Annotated in this window: 21 protein-coding genes; 10 read left to right on the forward strand and 11 right to left on the reverse strand. The window is 65.6% G+C overall.

Features of this window, described 5'->3' with window-relative positions:
* Nucleotides 1-162: 162 nt before the first annotated feature.
* Entirely contained in the window at nt 163-963 is an 801-nt protein-coding gene (locus BV95_RS10640; RefSeq protein WP_037451167.1) for an SDR family NAD(P)-dependent oxidoreductase, read from the forward strand.
* A 205-nt stretch (nt 964-1,168) separates the two neighbouring features.
* Nucleotides 1,169-2,494 carry an alkyl sulfatase C-terminal domain-containing protein gene (locus tag BV95_RS10645; protein ID WP_037451170.1) on the forward strand — a complete coding sequence of 442 codons (1,326 nt, stop codon included), beginning with the start codon at nt 1,169-1,171 and terminating at the stop codon, nt 2,492-2,494.
* Nucleotides 2,495-2,547: 53 nt separating this feature from the next.
* On the opposite strand, the gene BV95_RS10650 is transcribed toward BV95_RS10645, so the two are convergent.
* Genes BV95_RS10650 through BV95_RS10660 form a run of 3 tightly spaced genes read right to left on the reverse strand, consistent with a single transcriptional unit; the run spans nt 2,548 to nt 4,795 of the window.
* On the reverse strand, nt 2,548-3,174 hold the full coding sequence (locus tag BV95_RS10650; protein WP_037451173.1) for an NAD(P)-dependent oxidoreductase: 627 nt from the start codon (nt 3,172-3,174) through the stop codon (nt 2,548-2,550).
* Complete coding sequence (locus BV95_RS10655; RefSeq protein ID WP_202901557.1) at nt 3,171-4,040, reverse strand: NAD(P)H-binding protein; 870 nt, start codon at nt 4,038-4,040, stop codon at nt 3,171-3,173. The genes BV95_RS10650 and BV95_RS10655 overlap by 4 nt, the downstream gene beginning before the upstream one ends.
* An 8-nt stretch (nt 4,041-4,048) precedes the next feature.
* The gene (locus BV95_RS10660; protein WP_037451177.1) at nt 4,049-4,795 is read right to left on the reverse strand and encodes an SDR family oxidoreductase; all 747 of its coding nucleotides are present in this window, start codon (nt 4,793-4,795) and stop codon (nt 4,049-4,051) included.
* Nucleotides 4,796-4,931: 136 nt separating this feature from the next.
* On the opposite strand from BV95_RS10660, the gene BV95_RS10665 reads away from it, so the two are divergent.
* Complete coding sequence (locus tag BV95_RS10665) at nt 4,932-5,858, forward strand: AraC family transcriptional regulator (RefSeq protein WP_037451179.1); 927 nt, start codon at nt 4,932-4,934, stop codon at nt 5,856-5,858.
* 46 nt (nt 5,859-5,904) lie between these two features.
* Here BV95_RS10665 and BV95_RS10670 read toward each other — a convergent pair whose 3' ends face one another.
* Both BV95_RS10670 and BV95_RS10675 read right to left on the reverse strand, forming a co-directional pair.
* Nucleotides 5,905-6,960: a 4-oxalomesaconate tautomerase gene (locus BV95_RS10670; protein ID WP_037451181.1), complete on the reverse strand. Its 1,056-nt coding sequence runs from the start codon at nt 6,958-6,960 to the stop codon at nt 5,905-5,907.
* Nucleotides 6,953-7,627: a 4-carboxy-4-hydroxy-2-oxoadipate aldolase/oxaloacetate decarboxylase gene (locus BV95_RS10675; protein WP_037451183.1), complete on the reverse strand. Its 675-nt coding sequence runs from the start codon at nt 7,625-7,627 to the stop codon at nt 6,953-6,955. The genes BV95_RS10670 and BV95_RS10675 overlap by 8 nt, the downstream gene beginning before the upstream one ends.
* Nucleotides 7,628-7,708: 81 nt before the next feature.
* Between BV95_RS10675 and BV95_RS10680 the strand changes: the two genes are divergently transcribed.
* The 7 genes from BV95_RS10680 to BV95_RS10710 all read left to right on the forward strand — a co-directional run bounded on the left by BV95_RS10680 (nt 7,709) and on the right by BV95_RS10710 (nt 13,851).
* Complete coding sequence (locus BV95_RS10680) at nt 7,709-8,875, forward strand: LysR substrate-binding domain-containing protein (protein ID WP_234703148.1); 1,167 nt, start codon at nt 7,709-7,711, stop codon at nt 8,873-8,875.
* A gap of 70 nt (nt 8,876-8,945) precedes the next feature.
* Entirely contained in the window at nt 8,946-9,773 is an 828-nt protein-coding gene (locus tag BV95_RS10685) for an NAD(P)-dependent oxidoreductase (RefSeq protein ID WP_037451189.1), read from the forward strand.
* Entirely contained in the window at nt 9,770-10,786 is a 1,017-nt protein-coding gene (locus BV95_RS10690; RefSeq protein ID WP_037451192.1) for an amidohydrolase family protein, read from the forward strand. Before BV95_RS10685 ends, BV95_RS10690 begins: the two co-directional genes overlap by 4 nt.
* Nucleotides 10,786-11,670 carry an amidohydrolase family protein gene (locus BV95_RS10695; RefSeq protein ID WP_037451195.1) on the forward strand — a complete coding sequence of 295 codons (885 nt, stop codon included), beginning with the start codon at nt 10,786-10,788 and terminating at the stop codon, nt 11,668-11,670. The genes BV95_RS10690 and BV95_RS10695 overlap by 1 nt, the downstream gene beginning before the upstream one ends.
* Nucleotides 11,667-12,071 carry a protocatechuate 4,5-dioxygenase subunit alpha gene (ligA, locus tag BV95_RS10700; RefSeq protein WP_037451197.1) on the forward strand — a complete coding sequence of 135 codons (405 nt, stop codon included), beginning with the start codon at nt 11,667-11,669 and terminating at the stop codon, nt 12,069-12,071. The genes BV95_RS10695 and ligA overlap by 4 nt, the downstream gene beginning before the upstream one ends.
* A complete protein-coding gene (locus BV95_RS10705) occupies nt 12,071-12,913 on the forward strand; it encodes a class III extradiol dioxygenase subunit beta (RefSeq protein WP_037451199.1) in 843 nt (280 codons plus the stop codon). Before ligA ends, BV95_RS10705 begins: the two co-directional genes overlap by 1 nt.
* On the forward strand, nt 12,910-13,851 hold the full coding sequence (locus BV95_RS10710; RefSeq protein WP_037451202.1) for a Gfo/Idh/MocA family oxidoreductase: 942 nt from the start codon (nt 12,910-12,912) through the stop codon (nt 13,849-13,851). Before BV95_RS10705 ends, BV95_RS10710 begins: the two co-directional genes overlap by 4 nt.
* A gap of 220 nt (nt 13,852-14,071) precedes the next feature.
* On the opposite strand, the gene BV95_RS10715 is transcribed toward BV95_RS10710, so the two are convergent.
* From BV95_RS10715 to BV95_RS10740, 6 genes are read right to left on the reverse strand one after another with little or no spacing between them, the layout of a single operon-like run.
* A complete protein-coding gene (locus BV95_RS10715) occupies nt 14,072-15,523 on the reverse strand; it encodes an aldehyde dehydrogenase (RefSeq protein ID WP_037451276.1) in 1,452 nt (483 codons plus the stop codon).
* Between the two features lie 11 nt (nt 15,524-15,534).
* Nucleotides 15,535-17,028 (reverse strand): AMP-binding protein, encoded by a 1,494-nt coding sequence (locus BV95_RS10720; RefSeq protein ID WP_037451205.1) that lies wholly within the window; start codon nt 17,026-17,028, stop codon nt 15,535-15,537.
* The gene (locus tag BV95_RS10725) at nt 17,028-17,858 is read right to left on the reverse strand and encodes a p-hydroxycinnamoyl CoA hydratase/lyase (protein ID WP_037451206.1); all 831 of its coding nucleotides are present in this window, start codon (nt 17,856-17,858) and stop codon (nt 17,028-17,030) included. Before BV95_RS10725 ends, BV95_RS10720 begins: the two co-directional genes overlap by 1 nt.
* Nucleotides 17,855-19,078 carry an MFS transporter gene (locus BV95_RS10730; protein ID WP_037451209.1) on the reverse strand — a complete coding sequence of 408 codons (1,224 nt, stop codon included), beginning with the start codon at nt 19,076-19,078 and terminating at the stop codon, nt 17,855-17,857. The genes BV95_RS10725 and BV95_RS10730 overlap by 4 nt, the downstream gene beginning before the upstream one ends.
* Nucleotides 19,075-19,866, reverse strand: a complete 792-nt coding sequence (locus tag BV95_RS10735; RefSeq protein WP_037451212.1) for a cyclase family protein — start codon at nt 19,864-19,866, stop codon at nt 19,075-19,077. Before BV95_RS10735 ends, BV95_RS10730 begins: the two co-directional genes overlap by 4 nt.
* Nucleotides 19,863-20,819, reverse strand: a complete 957-nt coding sequence (locus tag BV95_RS10740; protein ID WP_037451215.1) for a fumarylacetoacetate hydrolase family protein — start codon at nt 20,817-20,819, stop codon at nt 19,863-19,865. Before BV95_RS10740 ends, BV95_RS10735 begins: the two co-directional genes overlap by 4 nt.
* Nucleotides 20,820-20,824: the final 5 nt, after the last annotated feature.

A 20,824-nucleotide genomic window follows, 5' to 3' on the forward strand; every position in this document is an offset into this window, starting at 1 on the left:
GACTATACCAAACATCTGTTACAGTCAATCGCGCCCTCAGCCGACGGGTGGTCCGGCACCGTCATGACAACAGATCATCCATTCATTGAAACTCATCATAACCGATCAGGCCCATGCCCGTCTAAAGCTGACGGCTTTCTTGGAAAAGCGGGAAGGTGGAACATGGATCTGCAACTGTCGGGGAAGCGCGCGATCGTCACTGGCGGCAGCCGGGGCATCGGCAAGGCGATAGCGCGGGCGCTGGCGGAGGAGGGCGTGCGCGTCGTCATCGCCTCCCGCGATCTGGACGCCGGACGCGCCACGGCGAACGAACTGGCGCGGAAGACCGGCGGCGAAATCCATGCCCTGGCCGCCGACACGCGGGACGATGCGCGGGTCGACGCGCTGATCGCCGACGCCGTCGCCCTGCTGGGCGGGCTGGACATCGTCGTCAACAATGCCGCCCGCCCCGGCGCGCCGCCCGCCGTGCCGGGCGTGGCGGGCGTGGAATCGGCCTATCTGCTCGAAGAACTGGACACCAAGCTGGTCGGCTATTTGCGGGTTGCGCGGGCCGCGGCGCCCCATCTGGTCGCGAACGGCTGGGGCAGGATCATCAACATCAGCGGGCTGGCGGCGCGTGGCGCCTTTTCCATCCCAGGGTCCGCCCGCAATGTCGCTGTGGCCGCGCTCACCAAGAATCTGGCGGACGAACTGGGTCCGAAGGGCGTCAACGTCACCGTCGTTCACCCCGGCGCGACCCGCACGGAAAAAACGGCCGAAGCGGTCACGCGCAAGGCGACGGCGGAGGGCATTTCCGAAGCCCAGGCGGAAAAGGCGCTGTTCGGCCATGCGCTGGTCGGACGGATCATAGAGGCGGAGGAAGTGGCGGCGGTCGTGACCTTCCTCGCCTCGCCCCGCAGCGTCGCGATCAACGGCGACGCCATCGCGGCCGGCGGCGGCACGCGGGGCGCGATCCATTATTGAGGGAGGCTCACCCCCCACCCCATTGAAATGACTGGATTCCAGACAGCCGCCCGGCCCGTGAAAATCATGGACCGGGCGACTTCATGCTGCCCATTTCCCATTTAAATCGATCCGGTCGGCGGCGAAATGCGCCGGAACGCTTGCATTCCCGCACGATTGATAATAGCCATAATATTATCATAATAATTTAATTGGGACTGGAATCATGGGATTTGAAGATCATCCGACCGTCCGCGCGCTGCGGGAAAGAGGCGAATCGGAGTCGACGGAAATCGTCTCGGCCGCCCTGCTGAAAGAGATCGCGCTCGAATGCGGGGCGGCCGATGTCGGCTTGATCGAAATCACCCGCCCGGCCATCGCCCCGCAAATCCCCTATATCCAGAAAGTCTACGCCAAGACGAAGACGCTGATGGCGATCGTCTGCCGGATGAACGAACTGCCGGTGCGCTCGCAGACCCGGTCCGTGGCGAATGAGGAATTCCACGCCACCTACGACCATGTGAACGAGGCGTGCCGGGAAATCGTGCGCGAACTCACCAAGCGGGGCATTCCGGCATGCAACGCCATCGCAGCCTTTCCCATGGAACTGGACCAGCCCAAGATCATGATGGTGCAGCACAAGCCCGTCGCGGTGGAGGCGGGGCTGGGCCATATGGGCGTCCACCGCAGCGTCATCCATCCTAAATTCGGCAGCTTCATCCTGCTGGGCACGGTGCTGCTGGGCGTCGAGGCGGACGAATATGACCATCCGGTCGACTATAATCCGTGCCTGGGCTGCAAGCTGTGCGTCGCGGCCTGCCCCGTGGGCGCGATCAAGGCGGACGGCGCGTTCGACTTCATGACCTGCTACACGCATAATTATCACGATTTCACGGGCAACTTCCTGAACTTCGTGGAAAATGTCGTGGAGGCGAAGGACAAGAAGGATTATCGCCAACGCATCCCGCCCAGTGAGACCCAGCTCATCTGGCAGTCCCTCTCGTTCAAGCCCCAATATAAGGCCGCCTATTGCATATCGGTCTGCCCGGCGGGCGAGGAGGTGATTTCTCCCTTCCTCAAGGACCGCAAAACCTATGTCGAGGATATCGTTAAGCCCCTGCTCGACAAGGAGGAGGTGCTGTACATCATCAAGGGCACCGATGCCGACGAAAGCGTTCCGCGCAAATTCCCCCACAAGCAGATCAAGCATGTGCGGGCGGGCCGGATCACGACCAGCATCGGCGGCCATCTCTTCTCCCTACGGCTCAGCTTCCAGCGGGGCGCGGCCCGCGCGCTCGACCTGACCAGCCACTGGACGTTCGAGGACAAGAAGGAACATCATGCCACGGTCCGCGTCGCGGGCAAGCTGCTGGAGATAGACGACCGACGCCATGCCGGGGACGCCGACTTCAAGGTCTGGGTCAAGACGGATCGCTGGTTCGACTATCTCAACCTGCTGTGCGAACTGGACGAACTGTTCGAGGAAGGCTCCATCCGCCTCGACGGCGACCGGGAAAGGCTGGACGCCTATCTCGCCTGCTTCCCCTTCTGACACCGGCTTTGGATACCTCCCCGCGCAAGGCGTGGGGAGGTATCCGATGACGCCTAATCGGCGATGACGGCGTCGCGGCCAATCCATCCGGAGTCATGCACCGCCTGATGCATGAAGGCCGCGACGTCGGCGCGGCTGATGCTGGGAAGTCCCTTCATCTCGATCCGGTCGGCTACGCGATAGGCCCCCTTGGCGCCTCCGTTCGTGAGCGCGACGGGATAGACCAGCGTCCAGTCCAGGCCACTGGCGCGGATGGCCGCATCCGCAACCGCCTTGTCCGCGTAGATCCGGCGAAGCAGCGTGCGGAACAGGAACTTCTGCACAAAACTGGCCGCGCCGAAGCTTTCCCCGACGCCAAAGGACGACATCCACACAAGGCGGGAGACATGCGCCTGCCCGGCCGCGCCGGTCACCGCTGCGGCGGCACGGCTGAACAATCGGTCGGCGGCCAGCGAATTGCCCCGCCCCAGGGTGGAAATGACCGCGTCCTGCCCCTGCATCGCCCTTGCGACATTCTGCATCGACGTGGCGTCGCCCTGGACGATGGCGATGCGGTCGGACAGATGGCCGATCCGCTCCGGATCGCGCACGAGGGCCGTGACGGAATCGCCGTTTCTCAGGCAAAGATCGATCACATGGCGACCGGTCGGACCGGTCCCGCCCAGGACGAGGATTTTCATCTGGCTTCTCCGGCTTCGATCCGGCCCATTGACGCCAGCAGGCTTTCCAGAGACCGGGGCGGCCTGCCGGACAGGCGTTCGACGTCGCCGGTCACGATGTCGTAGTTTCCCGCCGCATAGTCGGACTGGATGCTGATGATCGCGTTCGCCAGTTCTTCGGGAATGCCCGCCTGCGTCAGGCTGGCCCGTAGCTGGTCCTCCGGCACGACCATGAAGTCGATGGGTCGCCCCGTGAACCGCGCGGCCAGCGCCGCCCGTTCCGCCCCGTCGAAGCTTTTCGGCCCGGTCGCCGAATAGATCGCGCCCTCATGCCCCTCCCCCAGCAGCACGCCTGCGACCGCCGCCGCCAGATCGTCGCGGGACAGATAGGCCACGCGATTGTCGCGAAGGCCAACCAGCACCCCCGCGTCGGCGGCCATGCGGGCGTCGTCCGCGAAGGATTCCGCATAATAATTCATGCGCACGATCGTCCAGGCCGGGGCGTTCCTCATGAGATGCTGTTCGCCGATCCAATAGGGGGCGATGATGTGCGGCTCCTCCTGCTTGCGCGTGCCCATGGCCGAAACCAGCACGATATGCCCGACGCCGGCGGCCAACGCCGCGTCGATCGCCGCGAGGAACTGCCTGCTCCTGATGCCGGGCCGCATCTCCGCGCTGGGGATAATGACAAGCCGGTCCAGCCCGGCATAGGCCGACGCCAGCAGCGCCGGATCGTCATAGTCGCCCGCCCTCCGCTCAATGTCTTGGCCGAGGCCGAACGCCACCGCATCCGGCGTGCGCGATATCGCGACGACATCCTCCCCCGCCCCCATCGCCGCGAGTTGCGCAACGATCGCCTGCCCCAGCTTGCCGCTGGCTCCGCTCACGCCGATCTTCATTTCGAACCACCGGCCAGGGCGACGGCGTCCGGCCCGGCGGGAAAGCGAAGCCGCCCACTGTCGTCATGAACGGCTTCCCAGATCGCTTCCGCGACATCGCTTTCGCGGGTGGTCAACGGCGGATTCGCGAAGCCCTGCAGGATGGGCTGGGCAAAGGCGGCATATTCTCCGGGCAGCAGCTGATCGACCGGGACGATGCTGTTCGCGCCGAACCGTGTGGTCGGCGCATAGCCGGGTTCGACCAGTTTCGCGCGCACGCCGAAATAAGCGAGTTCTATCGCCAGCGAGGCCGTGAATCCCTCCACCGCCTGCTTGCTACCGGTATAGGCCGCCGCCAGCGGAAAATCGCCCAGCGTGACGCTGGAGGTGACGTTGACGATGGTCCCAGACCGCCGCTCGCGCATCTGGGGGATGAAAGCCCGCGTCATGGCCATCACGCCTATGCTGTTGGTCTCGACAAGCTGGCGGATCAGCGACATCGGCATCGCTTCGAACGCGCCAACCCCGCCCACGCCCGCATTGTTGACCAGCACGTCGACAGGGCCAGCCGCCTCGACCAGCGCGGCGATGCTGGCTTCGCTGGTGACGTCCAGCGGCAGGACGCGCAGATTTTCCGACGACGGCAGCACGCTCCGGTCGGGGGAGCGCATCGTCGCGATGACATTCCAGCCGCGTTCGAGGAAATGACGCGCCGTCTCCAGGCCATAGCCGGATGAAGCGCCGGTGATCAGGATCGTTTGCATAGGGAAACTCCTTGGTTTGGACACCCTCCTGCTAAGTCATGCCGCCAAGACGATCCATAATCGTTAATCCATATAATATTACCAATCGTCCATAACGCTTTACTCCGGACGCGGGCTGCGGCAGGACAGGCCAGCCATGGACCCATTGAGCGACATCATCGCGCTGCTTCGCCCGACCGCCGCGATATCGAAACCGATCACCGCGCGCGGCGACTGGTGCGTAAGCTATCGCGCCTATGACGCGCCGGGCTTCACCATCGTGCTGGCTGGCGAATGCTGGCTTCAGTTCGCGGACGGCGAACCGCTGCGCCTGTCCCAGGGCGACTTCATCCTGCTGCCGACCACGCCCGCCTTCACGCTCTTCAGCAAGCCCGGCGTACCAAGCATCGCCGTGGAGCCGACCGCCGCCCCGGTCCGTCACGGCGAAGCGGAGGGGGAACCGGACTATGTCGCGCAGGGCGGCAGCTTCCGTTTCGAACGCGTCAACGCCCCCCTGCTGCTGTCGCTGCTGCCCGGCATGATCCATATCCCCGCGTCGAAGGGCCGAAGCACCCGGTTCGGGCGGATCATCACGCTTTTCGCGGAAGAATGCGCCTCCGACTATCCCGGCAAGGACGCCATCCTCCAGCGGCTTATCGAGACATTGCTGATAGAGGCGCTCCGCTGGCGCAGCCTGGAGCGGGACGGAATGTCCGCCGGATTGCTCCACGCCCTGCGCGATCCGGCACTGGCGCGGGCGCTCCATGCGATGCATGCCGACATGGCCGCCAGATGGACCGTCGCCAGGTTGGCGAGCATTGCGGGCATGTCCCGATCCGCCTTCGCGGCCCGGTTCGCCGAAGCGCTTGGCTGCGGCGCCATCGAATATCTGGCCCGCTGGCGCATGGCGTTCGCGATGAACGCGCTGATGCGCGGCGACAAATCGCTGGACCGGATCGCCGACGAGATCGGTTATGAATCCGCCAGCGCGTTCAGCACCGCCTTTCGCAAGCGATCAGGCATGGCGCCCGGACGATTTGCCCGGCTGGGGATGGGCGGAGAGGACCGCATTTCCCCGAATTGATCGGCGGAAATCCGAAAGCCGACGGCCACGAACCCGCCGGATCGCGTCAGGCGAAAACCGCGCCGTCCATCAGCTTGCGCGCCGTCCGAAGCAGGGCGGCCGATCGAATCGCGCCATCCTCGCCCAGTTCCAGGACGCAGCCCAGCGCCCCGGTGGGATGCTCCACCGACAGCAGTTTGCTCGCCCCTTCCGGCACCTCCGCCACGTCGGCGGCGGGCGATCCGGGCAGCAGGCATGCCGTCGCGACGCTGACGGCCCCCAGCACGCCAACCGACGCATGGGCGCGGTGCGGGATGAAGCTGCGAACCGTGATCGCGCCGCCATGGCGCGGCGGCGCGACCAGCATCATCTTGGGCACCGACTTTTCGCGAACGTCACCCAGATTCATCAGGCCGCCGACCGCCAAGCGAAGCGCCTCCACCCTCTGCTTGAGCGCGGCGTCGGCTTCCAGCGTTTCCCGACCCTCATAGCCGGTGATGCCCATGTCCACCGCCTTCACAACGACGCAGGGCATGCCATTGTCGATCAACGTCACCCGCACGCCGTCAATGTCATCGAACGCCTTGCCCGTGGGCAGCAGCGCGCCGCAGGAGGAACCCGCCATATCGCGAAACTCGATGGGCACGGGGGCATGCGATCCGGGCACGCCGTCGATCGCCGCGTCCCCGGCATAGGTCACGCGGCCGCCCGGCGTCTCCACCATGGCCATCGCGACCTGCCCGCTATTTTCCATGAATATGGCGACCGGCGTCCTGCCGTCCCGCGCCGCCACCAGCCCCCGCTCGATGGCGAAGGGACCGACGCCTGCCAATATATTCCCGCAATTCTGGGCGTCGGTGACGATCCCCTGATCCACGAAGACCTGAAGGAAAAGATAGTCGACATCGATGCCGTCGCGTGTCGATGGCGATATCAGCGCGACCTTGCTGGTCAGCGGATCGGCGCCGCCCATGCCGTCGATCTGGCGCGGATCTGGCGAACCCATGATGCGCAGCAGCAGCGCGTCCCGCGCCTGCCTGTCGGCGGGCAGGTCGTCGCGAAGGAAATAGCCACCCTTGGACGTGCCGCCGCGCATCCACATGCAGCGGACGCCCTCAGACATATTTAAGGCCCATTTCCGCGAGTTTCTCGCGCATCCCGTACATGTCCAGTCCCAGTTCACCGGCTGCCAGACGGCGGCGCTTCTCCTCCTCAAGCGCGGCCCGCCGCTGCGCCGCCGCCAGGACGTTCGCCGCATCGGCCCGTTTGACCACGCAAACGCCGTCATCGTCCGCCACGATCACGTCCCCCGGTTCGACGGGCGCCCCGGCGCAGACCACCGGCACGTTCACCGAACCCAGCGACGCCTTGATCGTCCCCTGCGCGAACACCGCCCTGGACCAGACGGGGAAACCCATTTCGGTAAGGTCGCACACGTCGCGAATGCCCGCATCGACGATGAGTCCCTGCGCCCCACGCGCAAGCGCCGACGTCGCCAGCAGGTCACCGAAATATCCGTCTTCGCACGGGCTGGTCGGCGCGAGGACCAGGATATCGCCATCCTGAAGCTGTTCGATAGCGACATGGACCATCCAGTTGTCGCCTGGCGGGGCCGATATCGTCACGGCGGAACCCGCGATGCGCGCACCGGCATAGATGGGCCGCATATGACTGGCCATCAGGCCGGTTCGGCCCTGCGCCTCATGCACGGTGGCGACGCCGCATTCGGCCAGGCCGCGAACCAGTTTGGCGGGCACCCGCTCGATATGTTGAACCACGATTCCCGACATAGACCAGCCACCGCCTTTCCAACCCCCGATGTGCCGACCCTTTCTCCCGCGAACCAGTCCGAAGCTTGCGGATGATATAAGATGAAGCTAATTGCTGTTGCGATGCTCTGGTCGCTCAACCTTCGCCATATTCGCTCCGCCGCCGCCATTGCCCGGCTCGGCAGCATCTCCGCCGCCGCGCAGACGGTCAGCATCACGCAGCCGGCGATCACCCAGGGAATCGCCCGGCTGGAGGAGCAACTGGACACCACCCTGTTCGTTCGCGGCCCCGCAGGCATGACCGCCACGCCCGCCATGCTGCTGCTGGCGCCGCGCATGGAGGCGGCGCTGACCCACATCAATTCCTCCCGCGTGACGATGGCGCAGATGCGGGCCCTGCTCGCCCTGGCCGACGGCGGCGGCTATCCGGGGGCCAGCGCCCGAAGCGGACTGGCCCAGACCACGCTGCACCGCGCGGTGCGCGACCTGTCCCTCGCGCTGCGCCGGGTTCTGGTCGATCGCCGTGGACGCGGCATCGTCCTCACCGAAGCGGGACGGCGCACCGTGCGCAGCTTTCGCCTGGCGCGTGCCGAACTGACGGCCGGCCTCAGCGACCTTGCCGCCCTGAACGGACGAGAGACCGGACGGATCGCGGTGGGGGCGATGCCGCTGTCGCGCGCGCGCCTGCTGCCCGCCGCCATCAACGCTTTTCGCAGGCTGCGGCCCGATGCCCAGCTTTCCGTCGTGGAAGGCTCCTTCACCGAACTGGTCGATCCGCTGCGCGATGGCGATATCGACTGCATGCTGGGCGCGCTGCGCTGGCCGTCGCCCGGCGAAGACCTGATCCAGACACCCCTGTTCGATGACCGGCCGGTCGTCATCGGGCGGCACGGGCATCCGCTGACCGGCAGCACGCCCGATCTGGCGCAGCTTGCCCGATATGACTGGATCGTCCCGCCATCCGACACGCCGCTGCGCACCCTGTGGGACCGGATGTTCCAGACGGCAAACATCGCCCTTCCCCGCGTTCCCGTCGAATGCGGGTCGGTGATGACCATCCGGGAACTGCTGCTGGACAGTGACGCGCTGACCCTGCTGTCCCACGATCAGCTTTCCGTCGAGTTGGAAGCCGGATGGCTGAGCGTCATCGCGCAGGCCCCCCGGCAAGTCACCCGCACCATCGGCCTGACGGTGCGGGCCGACTGGCGGCCGACCGCCATGCAGGCCGATTTTCTGGACGCGATCCGGCAAACAGTGTCGATCCTATAATTAGCCTGTTCTAATATCCCCGACCGGGTTCCGATTGGCGCCGTCCGGCCTTGTCGCCCAAGCCCCGGCAATGGACCCAGCACTTGCCCTGATCGGATTTGGCGAAGCCGGAAGCAGCTTTGCTTCGGAGGGCGCATGGCGTGGCCGCGCCAGCGGCTTCGACCGGGACTTGCGACGGGCGGCGGTCATGCGCGACATGGGCCTTCGCGCCGCCGCAGATTCTGCCGACGCGGTGGCCGGGGCAAATGCGATCCTGTCGCTCGTCACCGCCGACCAGTCGCTCGACGCCGCGCGCGCCACGGCCGCCAACATCCCCAAGGGCGCCTTCTTCTTCGACATGAATTCCGTCGCGCCCGACACCAAGCGCCAAGCCGCCGACCTGATCGAGTCCGCTGGCGCATCCTATGTCGATGTCGCCGTCATGGCGCCGGTGCTGCCGGGCAGGCTGGCCGTCCCGCTGTTGCTGAGCGGCCCGCACGCCAGGGAGGGCGCGGCGCTGCTCGCGGCCTGCGGCTTCCGCAACATCCGGATCGTGGCGGGCGGCATCGGGCAGGCATCCACCATCAAGATGCTGCGATCCGTCTTCTACAAGGGGGTGGAGGCGCTGACCGCCGAATGCCTGCTGGCATGCCACCGCGCCGGAGTGCTGGAGGAGGTGCTGGGCAGCTTCGACGCCGACTGGGCGAAGACGGCGGATTACCGGCTCGACCGGATGCTCGCCCATGGCGCGCGGCGGGCCGCCGAGATGGCGGAATCGGCCAAGACCCTCGACGGCCTGGGGGTCGTCCCGCTGCTGACCCGCGGCACCATCGAATGGCAGGCCGCGCTCGGTTCGCTCAGCCTTGCCCCCATCCCCGCCACCCTCGCCGCCAAGCTGGAGCGCATCGACACGCCATGATCATCGACTGCCACGGCCATTACACCACCGCGCCCGCCGCCCATGACGACTGGCGTCAGGCGCAGAAGGCCGCCTTCGCCGCCGGACGCCCCTTCCCCGCCTATCCGGCCATTTCCGACGACGAAATACGCGACACGCTGGAGGCGAACCAGATCCGCCTGATCAGGGAACGGGGAGCGGACATGACGATCTTCTCTCCCCGCGCATCGGCCATGGCGCCGCATGTCGGGGACGCCAGCGTCGCGACCACCTGGGCACAGGTCAATAACGACCTGATCGCGCGCTGCGTCGCCCTTTATCCGGATATTTTCGCGGGCGTGTGCATGCTCCCCCAATCCCCCGAAGCGGACATGCGGGGATCGATAGAGGAATTGCGCCGCTGCGTCGGCATGGGCTTTGTCGGCTGCAATCTCAATCCCGATCCGGGCGGCGGCCATTTCCGGCACCCGCCGCTGACCGACCGCTTCTGGTATCCGTTCTACGAGGCAATGTGCGACCTCGACGTCCCGGCCATGATCCATGTGTCGGGAAGCTGCAACGCGGCGATGCATGCGACCGGCGCCTATTATATCGCCGCCGACACCATCGCCTTCATGCAGCTTCTGGAAGGCGACCTGTTCGCCGATTTCCCCACGCTGCGCTTCATCATCCCGCATGGCGGCGGCGCTGTGCCCTATCATTGGGGCCGCTATCGGGGGCTGGCCGACATGCTGAAGAAACCCTCGCTCGACACCCATGTCATGAACAATATCTTCTTCGACACATGCGTTTATCACCAGCCCGGCGTCGACCTGCTGGCCGACGTCATCGACAGCAAGAATATCCTGTTCGGCAGCGAGATGGTGGGTGCGGTGCGCGGCATCGACCCGACCACCGGCCATTATTTCGACGACACCAAACGCTATGTCGACGCGCTCGATATCCCTGAAGCTGAAAAGCACGCGATATTCGAGGGCAATGCCCGGCGCGTCTTCCCGCGCCTCGACGCGCAGCTCCGAAAGCGGGGGCTGTGATGGACGCGGACTGGCTGCCCTTCCATCCCGATCCCAAGCGCCCCGATTTCGCGCTGCCCCCCGATGCGATCGATGCGCATTGCCACGTCTTCGGGCCGGGCGACGTCTTTCCCTATGCGCCCGAACGCAAATATACACCGTGCGACGCGGGGAAGGATGCGCTCTTCGCGCTGCGCGACCGTCTGGGCGTCACCCGCAACGTAATCGTCCAGGCGACCTGCCACGGGGCGGACAATCGCGCCATGATTGACGCGCTGCGCCATGCGGGCGGAAGGGCGCGGGGCGTCGCCACCATCCGGCCCGACGTGCCGGACGAAGACCTCCATGCCATGCATGAAGCGGGCGTCCGGGGCGTGCGCTTCAATTTCGTCCGCCGCATCGCCGATCCCAAGCCCGACAGCCATTACCATCGCATCATAGAACGCATCGCCCCGCTCGGCTGGCATATCGTAGTCTATTTCGAGGCGGCCGACCTGGAGGAGCGCCATGAATTCCTCACCTCGCTCCCGACCATCGTGGTGGTCGACCATATGGGCAGGCCCGACGTGACCAAAAGCCCCGACGGCCCGGAATTCAGGCGCTTCCTGAATTTCATGGAACGCGACAATGTATGGACCAAGGTGACCTGTCCCGAACGCCTGTCGAAACAGCCACCGCCCGGCTATGCCGATTTCATCCCCTTCGCTCGAACGGTGGTCGAACGCTTCCCTGACCGCGTGCTCTGGGGCACGGACTGGCCGCATCCCAATCTCAACATGGTCGGCCATATGCCCGACGACGGCGCGTTGGTCGACCTGATCCCGACTTTCGCGACCACGGCGGACCTCCGGCAAAAGCTGCTCGTGGACAATCCCATGCGCCTATATTGGGGAGACGCGGCGTGACCCAATCCATCCAGGACTATCTTGCCCAGTTCGAGGATATTCCCGGCACCCGCGTCTTCACCGCCGCCCGCGCCCGCCGGGGCTATTGGCTCAACCAGTTCGCGATGAGCCTGATGAAGCCGGAAAATCGCGACCGCTGGAAGGCCGACGAACGCGCCTATCTGGAAGACTGGCCGTTGTCGCCGGAACAGAAGGATGCGGTGCTGGCGCGCGATTACAACCGGTGCCTCGATCTGGGCGGCAATATCTATTTCCTCGCCAAGGTCTTTTCGACCGATGGCCTCTCCTTCCTTCAGGCGGTCAGCACTATGACCGGCATGTCGGTGGAGGATTATCAGGCGATGATGCTGGCGGGCGGCCGGTCCCCGGACGGCGTCCGCTCTATCCGGGAGGGCATATGATGGCGCGCATCACGGCCGGCATCGGCTCCAGCCACATCCCCCTGCTGGGCGTCGCGTCGGACTTCGACAAGACCGGCGAGGATTATTGGCGCGACTGCTTCGCGGGCTATGACTGGACGAAGCGCTGGATGGCGCAGCAGCGCCCCGATGTCGTGATCCTGGTCTATAACGACCATGCCTCCGCCTTCGACATGCGCTTCATCCCGACATTCGCGATCGGCTGCGGCGAACGGTTCAGGCCCGCCGACGAAGGCTGGGGACCGCGAGCGGTGCCCGACGTGATCGGCCATCCCGACCTGGCCTGGCACATCGCCCAATGCCTGGTGCTGGACGAATTCGACATGACGATCATCAACGAGATGGACGTCGACCACGGCCTGACCGTGCCGCTTTCGATGATGTTCGGAAAGCCCGATGCATGGCCGTGCCGCATCATCCCGCTGGCGGTCAACGTCGTCACCTATCCGCCGCCGACCGGCAATCGCTGCTGGCTGCTGGGCGAGGCGATAGCGCGAGCGGTGGAGAGTTTCCCGGAGGATATCAATGTCCAGATCTGGGGAACGGGCGGCATGAGCCATCAGTTGCAGGGACCGCGCGCGGGCCTCATCAACAAGGCGTGGGACAATCGCTTCCTGGACGATCTGTCCGCCGACCCGCAACGGCTGCGGCGGATTCCCCACATCGAATATCTGCGCGAGACTGGCAGCGAGGGCATAGAGATGGTCATGTGGCTCATCATGCGCGGCGCGCTCGGTCCCCGCGTGCGCCAACTTCACCGCCATTATCATGTGCCCGCCAGCAATACCGCCGTGGGCCATATCGTTCTGGAGAAACTGACATGAGGATCGCCCTGGCCGGCGCGGGCGCGTTCGGCGAAAAGCATCTCGACGGGCTGAAGCTGATAGAGGGGGTCGAAATCGTCTCCATCGTCAGCGCCAGCCTGGATCAGGCGCAGGCGGCCGCCGCGAAATATGGCGCGCGCCACAGCAGCATCCATCTGGAAGACGCGCTGTCCCGCGACGATGTCGACGCCGTCATCCTGTGCACGCCGACCCCTATGCACGCCGCCCAGGCGATCCAGTGCATGGACGCGGGCAAGCATGTGCAGGTGGAAATCCCCCTGGCCGACAGTTGGGCGGACAGCGAGGCGGTCTTCGACAAGCAGCAGGAGACAGGGCTGGTCTGCATGGTCGGCCACACGCGCCGCTTCAACCCCAGCCACCAATATGTGCGCAACCGGATCGAGTCCGGCGCATTCAACGTCCAGCAGATGGACGTCCAGACATATTTCTTCCGCCGCAAGAACATCAACGCCAAGGGCGAACCGCGAAGCTGGACCGACCATCTACTCTGGCACCACGCCGCCCATACGGTCGACCTCTTCGCCTATCAGGCAGGCCCCATCGTGAAGGCCAATGCGATAGAGGGACCGATCCACCCCGAACTCGGCATCGCCATGGACATGTCGATCCAGTTGAAGAGCGAGAGCGGCGCGATCTGCACGCTCAGCCTGTCGTTCAACAATGACGGGCCGCTGGGCACCTTCTTCCGCTATATCGGCGACAGCGCGACCTATATCGCGCGCTACGACGATCTGGTGGACGGCAGGGAGGAGGCGATAGACGTTTCAGGCATCGATGTTTCGATGAACGGCATCGAATTGCAGGACCGGGAATTCGTGGCCGCGATCCGCGAGGGGCGCGAACCCAATGCAAGCGTGGCCAAGGTGCTGCCCTGCTACAGAGTGCTGCATGAATTGGAGCAGCAGTTGCAGGATTAGGGCCTGTCCTAAACGAATTTGGCCAGTTGCGGACATCAATTCCTCCCTACGCGAAGCGTGGGGAGGGGGACCGTCGGCGCAGCCGATGGTGGAGGGGAAAAGCGCAGGTCGTGCCCCTTCCCCTCCACCACGCTTCGCGCGGTCCCCCTCCCCATCTCCCGATGGGGAGGAAAAGGATAGGTCCGCTTCCCACTCAAATCATCCTGAATTTATCCCGAACTCAGATCGGATAATGGCCCGCCCTCGTCTCTATGGTCATCCAGCGCAGGTCGGTGAACTCGGCGATTCCCGCCTGCCCCCCGAACCGGCCGAAGCCCGACGCCTTCACCCCGCCGAAGGGCATTTGCGCCTCGTCATGCACGGTGGGACCGTTGATATGGCAGATGCCGCTGTCGATCCGGCCCGCCACCGACATGGCCGAGGAAATGTCCCGCGAAAAGACCGAAGCCGACAGGCCATATTCACTGTCGTTCGCGATCCGAACCGCATCGTCCATGCCCTTGGCGCGGATGATCGCGACGATGGGGCCGAAGCTTTCCTCCGAATAGATGCGCATGGCGGCGGTGACATGATCGAGCACCATGGCGTCGATCAGCAGCCCTTCCGGCGCCGCGCCCGCGACGAGGCGCGCGCCCTTGCCGATCGCATCTTCCATCAGCGCGGTCACGGTCGAGACGGTCTCGCGCCCGATGACGCTGCCCAGCGGAGCCGTGCCCGCATTGGGATCGCCCGCGATCAGGCTTGCTGCCTTGGCTGCGAAACGTTCGACAAAGGCGTCCGCGACCGACTCCTCCACGATGATCCGCTCGGTCGACATGCAGATCTGGCCCTGGTTGAAGAAAGCGCCAAAGGCCGCCGCCTTCACCGCTTCGTCAAGATCGGCATCCTTCAGCACCAGCAAAGGCGCCTTGCCGCCCAGTTCGAGCAGGACCGGCTTCAACCGGCGCCCCGCCCGCTCGGCGATCAGCCGTCCCACCCGCGTCGACCCGGTGAAATTGATCCGGCGGACAGCGGGATGATCGATCAGCGCATTGACGATATCCGCCGCATCTTCCGGCGCGTTGGACAAGATGTTGGCGACCCCCGCCGGGAAACCGGCCTCGGTCAGCGCCTCACCGATGAGCGCATGGGTCAGGGGGCATATTTCGGAGCTTTTGAGGATCACCGTATTCCCGCAGGCCAGCGCCGTCGCGATGGCCCGCACGCCCAATATCACCGGCGCATTCCAGGGCGCGATACCCACGCACACCCCGGCGGGCCGCCGTATCGCCATGGCAAGGCAACCCGGCTTGTCGGACGGGATCGTGTCCCCGGTGATCTGCGTGGTCAGGGCCGCCGCCTCGCGCAGCATGTCCGCCGCCAGCCGCACGTTGAACCGCGCCCAGCTTTCGGTCGCTCCCGTCTCGGCCTTCATCGCCTCTACGAACGCATCGGCCTTGGCCGCCAGTCTTTCGCTGGCGGCGAGAAGATAGGTACGGCGGACATTTGGGCCTGTTTCAGCCCATCCCGGAAAGGCAGCGTCCGCGGCCCGGCAGGCGGCATCGACATCCGCGACGGTCGCCGCCACCGCTCTGGTCACGGGCGCGCCGGTCAGGGGATTGCGACGCTCGAACGCCGCTCCCGTGGCGCTGGCGCGGCGGACGTCATCGATCAACAAGGCAACTTCATGCATCTGGATTTCTTTCATTGGGCGGTGCTCAGGCGGAGGATGTGCTTCTGGACCTTGCCCGAAGAGGTGCGCGGGATCGCGTCGACCAGGAATATGCGGGCGGGCACCTTGAATCCCGCCATCCGCGCTCGGCAATGGTCCAGTACGGCCCGCTCGCTCAACTCCACGCCGGGGGCGGGGATGACATAGGCATGGCCCACCTCGCCCCATTTGGGATCGGCCACGCCGATCACGGCGGCCTCGGCGATGGTCTCGATCTCGGCCAGCACGGCTTCGACCTCGGCGGGATAGACATTCTCGCCCCCCGAAATGAACATGTCCTTCTTCCGGTCCACCAGGAAGAAAAAGCCATCGGCATCGCGCAGGGCGATATCCCCGGTCCTGAACCATCCATCGGAAAAGGCGGCGGCGGTGAGCGCGGGCTGGTTCCAGTAACCCGGCGTCACGCTGGGACCGGACAGCCACAACTCTCCCCGCTCGCCGACGCCCACATCCCGGCCATGCTCATCCACGATCCGCGCCCGCAGCGAGAGATAGGGCAGCCCGCACGACCCAGCCTTCGCGATCAGCAGATGCGGGTCCGTCGACGGCATGCCGAAGCTGGAACCCGTCTCCGACATGCCGAAGCCGTCCGACATCCGCACGCCCGCGCGCACGAACCGCTCGATCTGGGCCGCCGGATTGGGCGCGCCGCCCATCGCATAGACGGTAAGGCCGCGCAGCATCGCAGGATCGAAACCCGGCTGCTGCCAGAGCCGCTGCGCCATCTGCGGCACCGAAAAATAATGCGTGACGCCCAGCGCCGGGTCAGCGATCCGGGCAAGCGTCCTTTCCGGATCGAACCCCTGGGAAATCAGCACCGCCGCCCCCGCCTGAAGGGGCACGCGAACCGCCGCGAACAGCCCGGCCGTATGGAACATCGGCATGTCGGCCAGAAAGACGCTGCGAACCGTGACGTCATTGCCCGCGATGAAATTGGCGCAGCCCCAATAGGCATTGGCCTCCGTCACCACGACGCCCTTGGGCCGTCCGCTCGTCCCGGACGTGTAGAGAATGGTGGAGGCTTCATCAGCCCCGCGCCGCGCCGTGGGCGCAGGCCCCTCCCCCAGTTCCAGCCCCACCCGCTCCAACGCAAGCAGGTCCATGCTTCTCACGTCGCCGCCATGCTGCGCAAAGACGCTGTCGTGAAACAGCAAGGCGGGCCGGGCGTCATCGATCAGTTGCGCGATCTCCGCCTGCGCGAGCCGCCAGTTCAGCGGGACATGGATCGCCCCGGCCCGAACGCAGGCGAGGTGCAGGATGAGCAGCCACGCCGAATTCCGCGCAATCGCCGCCACCCGCTCGCCGCTCGCCGGGCCAAGCTCCGCGATCAGCCACCGGGCCACCCTGTCGACATCGCGGTCGAGCGCGGCATAGCTCCACCGCCTGCCGCTCTCCAGGTCATGGACCGCGAGAGCGGCGGGCCGATGCGCCGCATGGGTGGCGATGGCGTCGATGGAGGGGGACATCAGCCGACCGCCCGGTCCTTGTCATAAGCGCCCAGCCCCGGCTTGTAGCTCTTCTCATCAATGAATTGGTGAATACCCTCCTTGCGGCCGTCATTGTCGAAGCTGTTGGCGGCTTCCTGCATCCGGACAAGATAATCCTCGGCATTGTCATAGCTCATCTCGCGCACGCGGCGGACGGCGTCCTTGGTGGCCTTCAGCGCGACGGGGTTCTTGGACAGCAGGACATTGGCAAGCGCCGTGACCCGCTCGGCCAGTTGCGCCAGCGGCACGCTTTCATTGACGAGCCGCCACTCGCTGGCCTTGCGCCCGTCGATCAGTTCGCCGGTCAGCGCATGATACATGGCGTCGCGCATCGGCAGCAGTTCGGCGACCACCTTAGTCGCGCCGCCGCCCGGCAGGATGCCCCAGTTGATTTCCGAAAGCGCGAATTGCGCCTCGTCGGCGGCGATGGCCAGGTCGCAGGCATAGAGCGGGCCGTAACCGCCGCCGAAACACCAGCCGTTGACCATGGCGATGGTCGGCTTGTGGAACCAGCGCAGCCGCCGCCACCAGCCATAGGCTTCCCGCTGCGCCTGCCGCACCGCGCCAAGCCCCTTCGCCTCATTTTCCCGGAAATATTCCTTCAGGTCCATGCCCGCGGACCAGCTATCGCCTTCGCCGGTGAGGACGAGGACGCCGACATCCTCGCGATATTCGATCTCGTCCAGCAATTCGAGCATGCGGCGGTTCAGCGCGGGATTCATGCAATTCTTCTTGGTCGGCCGGTTGAAGCGCAACCAGGCGATGCCGTCCGCGACATCATAGGTGGCAACGGTGAGATCGTCGGTCATGATGGGATACCTTCCATGGAATTGGCTATTGGAGCTGAGATGTCGGAATTGGAGCGGCCCGGCGCGCCCAGGCGCAACGCCAGCAGCGCCGCCAGCAGCAACAGGCCGCCGTTGATCGTGAAGGGGACCATATATCCGCCGCTAAGTTCATAGCTGACGCCGACCAGCGCCGGCCCAAGCGCCGCGCCCAGCAGGAACATCGCGTAGATGCTGCCATAGGCGACGCCATAGGCCTGCCGGTGAAACAGCCGGGCGACGAGGAAGGCCAGCAGATCGGCCTCCGCCCCCACGGACAGGCCAAGCGCGATGGCGCCGGGAAGCGCGAAGGGCAGACCGCCATAGGCGAGCGCGAACAGGCCGAGCGCGGACAGGAGGAAGAAGGCGGAGGTAACGAGGCGCGCCGCGAAACGGTCCAGCAGCAGGCCGCAAATCGCCCGTCCGACGATCATCGATATGCCGATGGCCCCGGCGGTTGCCCCGGCCTGGACCGGGCTTAGCCCGTAATCGCTCAACATGGCGGGAAACTGGACCACGGAACCGAGTATCGCTGCGGACGCCAGCAGGAAGATGGCCGACAGCAGGATGAACGGCCGGGAGGCGGCGATCAGCGCCAGCGGGGGAGCCGACGCGGATTCCACGCGGGGTGCGGGATAGTTGCGGATCAGCAGCGCGACCAGCGGGATGCTCAGCAGGACGATGGCCGACAGCAGAAGATAGCCCGCGCGCCAGCCATGAACGGCGATGAACGGCCCCAGCAGCATCGGCGTCAAAATCGCCCCGATGCCCGTCGCGGCCAGCGTCAGCCCCAGCGCAAGGCCGCGCTGCGCCTCGAAAAAACCCACGATCAGCCGCGTATAGCTGAGCGGCGTGGACCCGACCGTGGCGACGGAAAGCAGCGCGGTGAGCAGGAGAAAGCTCGCCAGCCCCTGCGTCGCCAGTCCCAGCCCCGCCAGCCCAAGGGCAAGCAGCAACAAGGAAACAAGCGCCATGCGCTGGGGGCCGAAGCGATCCGTCAGCCGTCCTGTCGGGATGCTGGCGATGGCCGCCCCCAGCGTGCCGACCAGCGGCCCCAGCGAGGCTTGGCCCCGGCTCCAGCCGAACGCTTCGCCGACAGGCTTCAGGAATATGCCGAACGAATAGAAATAAAGCGAACTGACCCCGGCCGAAATGCCGATGAACGCGCCCAGAAGCAGCGGCCAGCCGCGCCGGAACTCGTTCATGCCTCTTGCTCCAGCATGGCGACGGCGCGAATCCAGCCCGCCCCGGCCCCCGCGATCTTCACGGGAAAGCAGGACACGGTGAATCCGTGCGGCGGCAGGCTCTCCAGATTATGGAGCTTCTCCATCTGATAATAGGGTTGTTCCCGGCCCGCCTTATGCCCTTCCCAGATGATCGCCGGATCGCCGGTCTCCGCATAGCGGCGCGCCGTATAAATGAACGGCGCGTCCCAGGACCATGCGTCCGTCCCCACCACCTGAACGCCCCGTTCGGTAAGGTAGAGCGTCGCCTCCCGGCCCAGACCGCACCCGCTGGCGACATAGTCCGGCCCGCCATAGGCCGCCGCCGCCGACGTATTGACCAGCACGATGTCATAGGGTTGCAGGTCATGGCCGATGCGCGCCAGTTCGGCCTCCACATCGGCCGCGGTCGCGACATAGCCGTCGGGAAAGTGCCGGAAATCCAGCTTGACGCCCGGACGCCAGAACAGGTCGAGCGGCGCTTCGTCAATCGTCGGGGCGCGGCGCGCGCCGTTGTCGGTGGTCGAATGATAATGCCACGGCGCGTCCATATGGCTGCCGCTATGGGTGGTCAGGCTGATGTCCTCGACCGCCCAGCCCTCGCCGTCGGGCAGATCCTCGACAGCGAGGCCGGGGAAGAAGGGCAGCATATGCCCCGCCCCTTCCTTATGCCCGACATAGCTGATCCGGGGCTGCAACGGCGGCGGATCGGTGATGATCTCCGCGCTGATCGGCATGGAGATGTCGATGAAGATGGGACGCTTCGTCATAGCCTGACTCCCTGCGGCACATGGGGTGCATCGATGGTGGTGGTCAGGCGGCCGATGCCGTCCACCTCCAGCGTGATGATATCACCATGTTTCAGGAATCGGCCCAGTTCCAGGCCGCATCCGCCGCCGACCGTGCCGGACCCGAATATCTCGCCGGGATAGAGGGTTTCGGACTGGCTGACATGGGCGATCATCTGCGCGAAGGACCAGTGCATCGTCGCCGACGACCCATCGCTCCACAGATCGTCGTTGACATAGGCCCGCATCCGCAGCGCGGCGGGGTCGATGGCGTCGGCCGTGACCACGACCGGCCCCAGCACGTTGGCGCCGTCGAAATCCTTGCCCTTGGCCGGGCCGAGGGGCCCCTGCATCTCCCTGAACTGCGCGTCGCGGGCGGTCAGGTCGTTCAGGATCGTATAGCCGAATATGTGCTTCGGCGCGTCCTCCACCTTTATGTCGCGGCCGCCGGTGCCGATAATGCAGGCGATTTCCAGCTCATAGTCGATCACGCGGGAATAGGACGGCCACTTCACCTGATCCAGATGCGCGGACATGCCGAAGCGATTGCATTTATAGTAGATCGGCTGTTCGTACCACACGGCCGGAACCGGCGGCGGCTCGCTCGGCGCGGGCGGCGCGCCCCATTGCTCGCGCAGCCGCGCGCCGTTCCATCCCGCCATGCGCATATGTTCTTCGAAGACGATGAAATCGCGCATCTGGGTCGGCTGCGGCAGCGGGGGCAGCCATTGGATGGCGTCGACCGGCAGGGACGGCCCGGATGCGGCGACGACCCCGCGCAGCAGGTCCAGCTTTTCCGGCCCCGCCTCGATCAGCGCCTGCATGGACGAGAAGGCCGGATCGGGGTTCCGCGCCGCGACATCGACGATGCCGCCTTCATGATCGACAGCCCCCAGCCGGGGTCCGTTATCGCTCGCGAACGTCAGGAGATGCATGATTT

The sequence above is a fragment of the Sphingobium chlorophenolicum genome, assembly GCF_000722875.1.
GTDB classification, from domain to species: domain Bacteria; phylum Pseudomonadota; class Alphaproteobacteria; order Sphingomonadales; family Sphingomonadaceae; genus Sphingobium; species Sphingobium chlorophenolicum.

Bases quoted from the DNA above. Each gene is read 5' to 3' on its own strand.
- BV95_RS10640 (WP_037451167.1), top strand. From the start codon at position 163: ATGGATCTGCAACTGTCGGGGAAGCGCGCGATCGTCACTGGCGGCAGC.
- BV95_RS10645 (WP_037451170.1), top strand. From the start codon at position 1,169: ATGGGATTTGAAGATCATCCGACCGTCCGCGCGCTGCGGGAAAGAGGC.
- BV95_RS10650 (WP_037451173.1), bottom strand. From the start codon at position 3,174: ATGAAAATCCTCGTCCTGGGCGGGACCGGTCCGACCGGTCGCCATGTG.
- BV95_RS10660 (WP_037451177.1), bottom strand. From the start codon at position 4,795: ATGCAAACGATCCTGATCACCGGCGCTTCATCCGGCTATGGCCTGGAG.
- BV95_RS10665 (WP_037451179.1), top strand. From the start codon at position 4,932: ATGGACCCATTGAGCGACATCATCGCGCTGCTTCGCCCGACCGCCGCG.
- BV95_RS10670 (WP_037451181.1), bottom strand. From the start codon at position 6,960: ATGTCTGAGGGCGTCCGCTGCATGTGGATGCGCGGCGGCACGTCCAAG.
- BV95_RS10675 (WP_037451183.1), bottom strand. From the start codon at position 7,627: ATGTCGGGAATCGTGGTTCAACATATCGAGCGGGTGCCCGCCAAACTG.
- BV95_RS10680 (WP_234703148.1), top strand. From the start codon at position 7,709: ATGAAGCTAATTGCTGTTGCGATGCTCTGGTCGCTCAACCTTCGCCAT.
- BV95_RS10685 (WP_037451189.1), top strand. From the start codon at position 8,946: ATGGACCCAGCACTTGCCCTGATCGGATTTGGCGAAGCCGGAAGCAGC.
- BV95_RS10690 (WP_037451192.1), top strand. From the start codon at position 9,770: ATGATCATCGACTGCCACGGCCATTACACCACCGCGCCCGCCGCCCAT.
- BV95_RS10695 (WP_037451195.1), top strand. From the start codon at position 10,786: ATGGACGCGGACTGGCTGCCCTTCCATCCCGATCCCAAGCGCCCCGAT.
- BV95_RS10705 (WP_037451199.1), top strand. From the start codon at position 12,071: ATGGCGCGCATCACGGCCGGCATCGGCTCCAGCCACATCCCCCTGCTG.
- BV95_RS10710 (WP_037451202.1), top strand. From the start codon at position 12,910: ATGAGGATCGCCCTGGCCGGCGCGGGCGCGTTCGGCGAAAAGCATCTC.
- BV95_RS10715 (WP_037451276.1), bottom strand. From the start codon at position 15,523: ATGCATGAAGTTGCCTTGTTGATCGATGACGTCCGCCGCGCCAGCGCC.
- BV95_RS10720 (WP_037451205.1), bottom strand. From the start codon at position 17,028: ATGTCCCCCTCCATCGACGCCATCGCCACCCATGCGGCGCATCGGCCC.
- BV95_RS10725 (WP_037451206.1), bottom strand. From the start codon at position 17,858: ATGACCGACGATCTCACCGTTGCCACCTATGATGTCGCGGACGGCATC.
- BV95_RS10730 (WP_037451209.1), bottom strand. From the start codon at position 19,078: ATGAACGAGTTCCGGCGCGGCTGGCCGCTGCTTCTGGGCGCGTTCATC.
- BV95_RS10735 (WP_037451212.1), bottom strand. From the start codon at position 19,866: ATGACGAAGCGTCCCATCTTCATCGACATCTCCATGCCGATCAGCGCG.
- BV95_RS10740 (WP_037451215.1), bottom strand. From the start codon at position 20,819: ATGCATCTCCTGACGTTCGCGAGCGATAACGGACCCCGGCTGGGGGCT.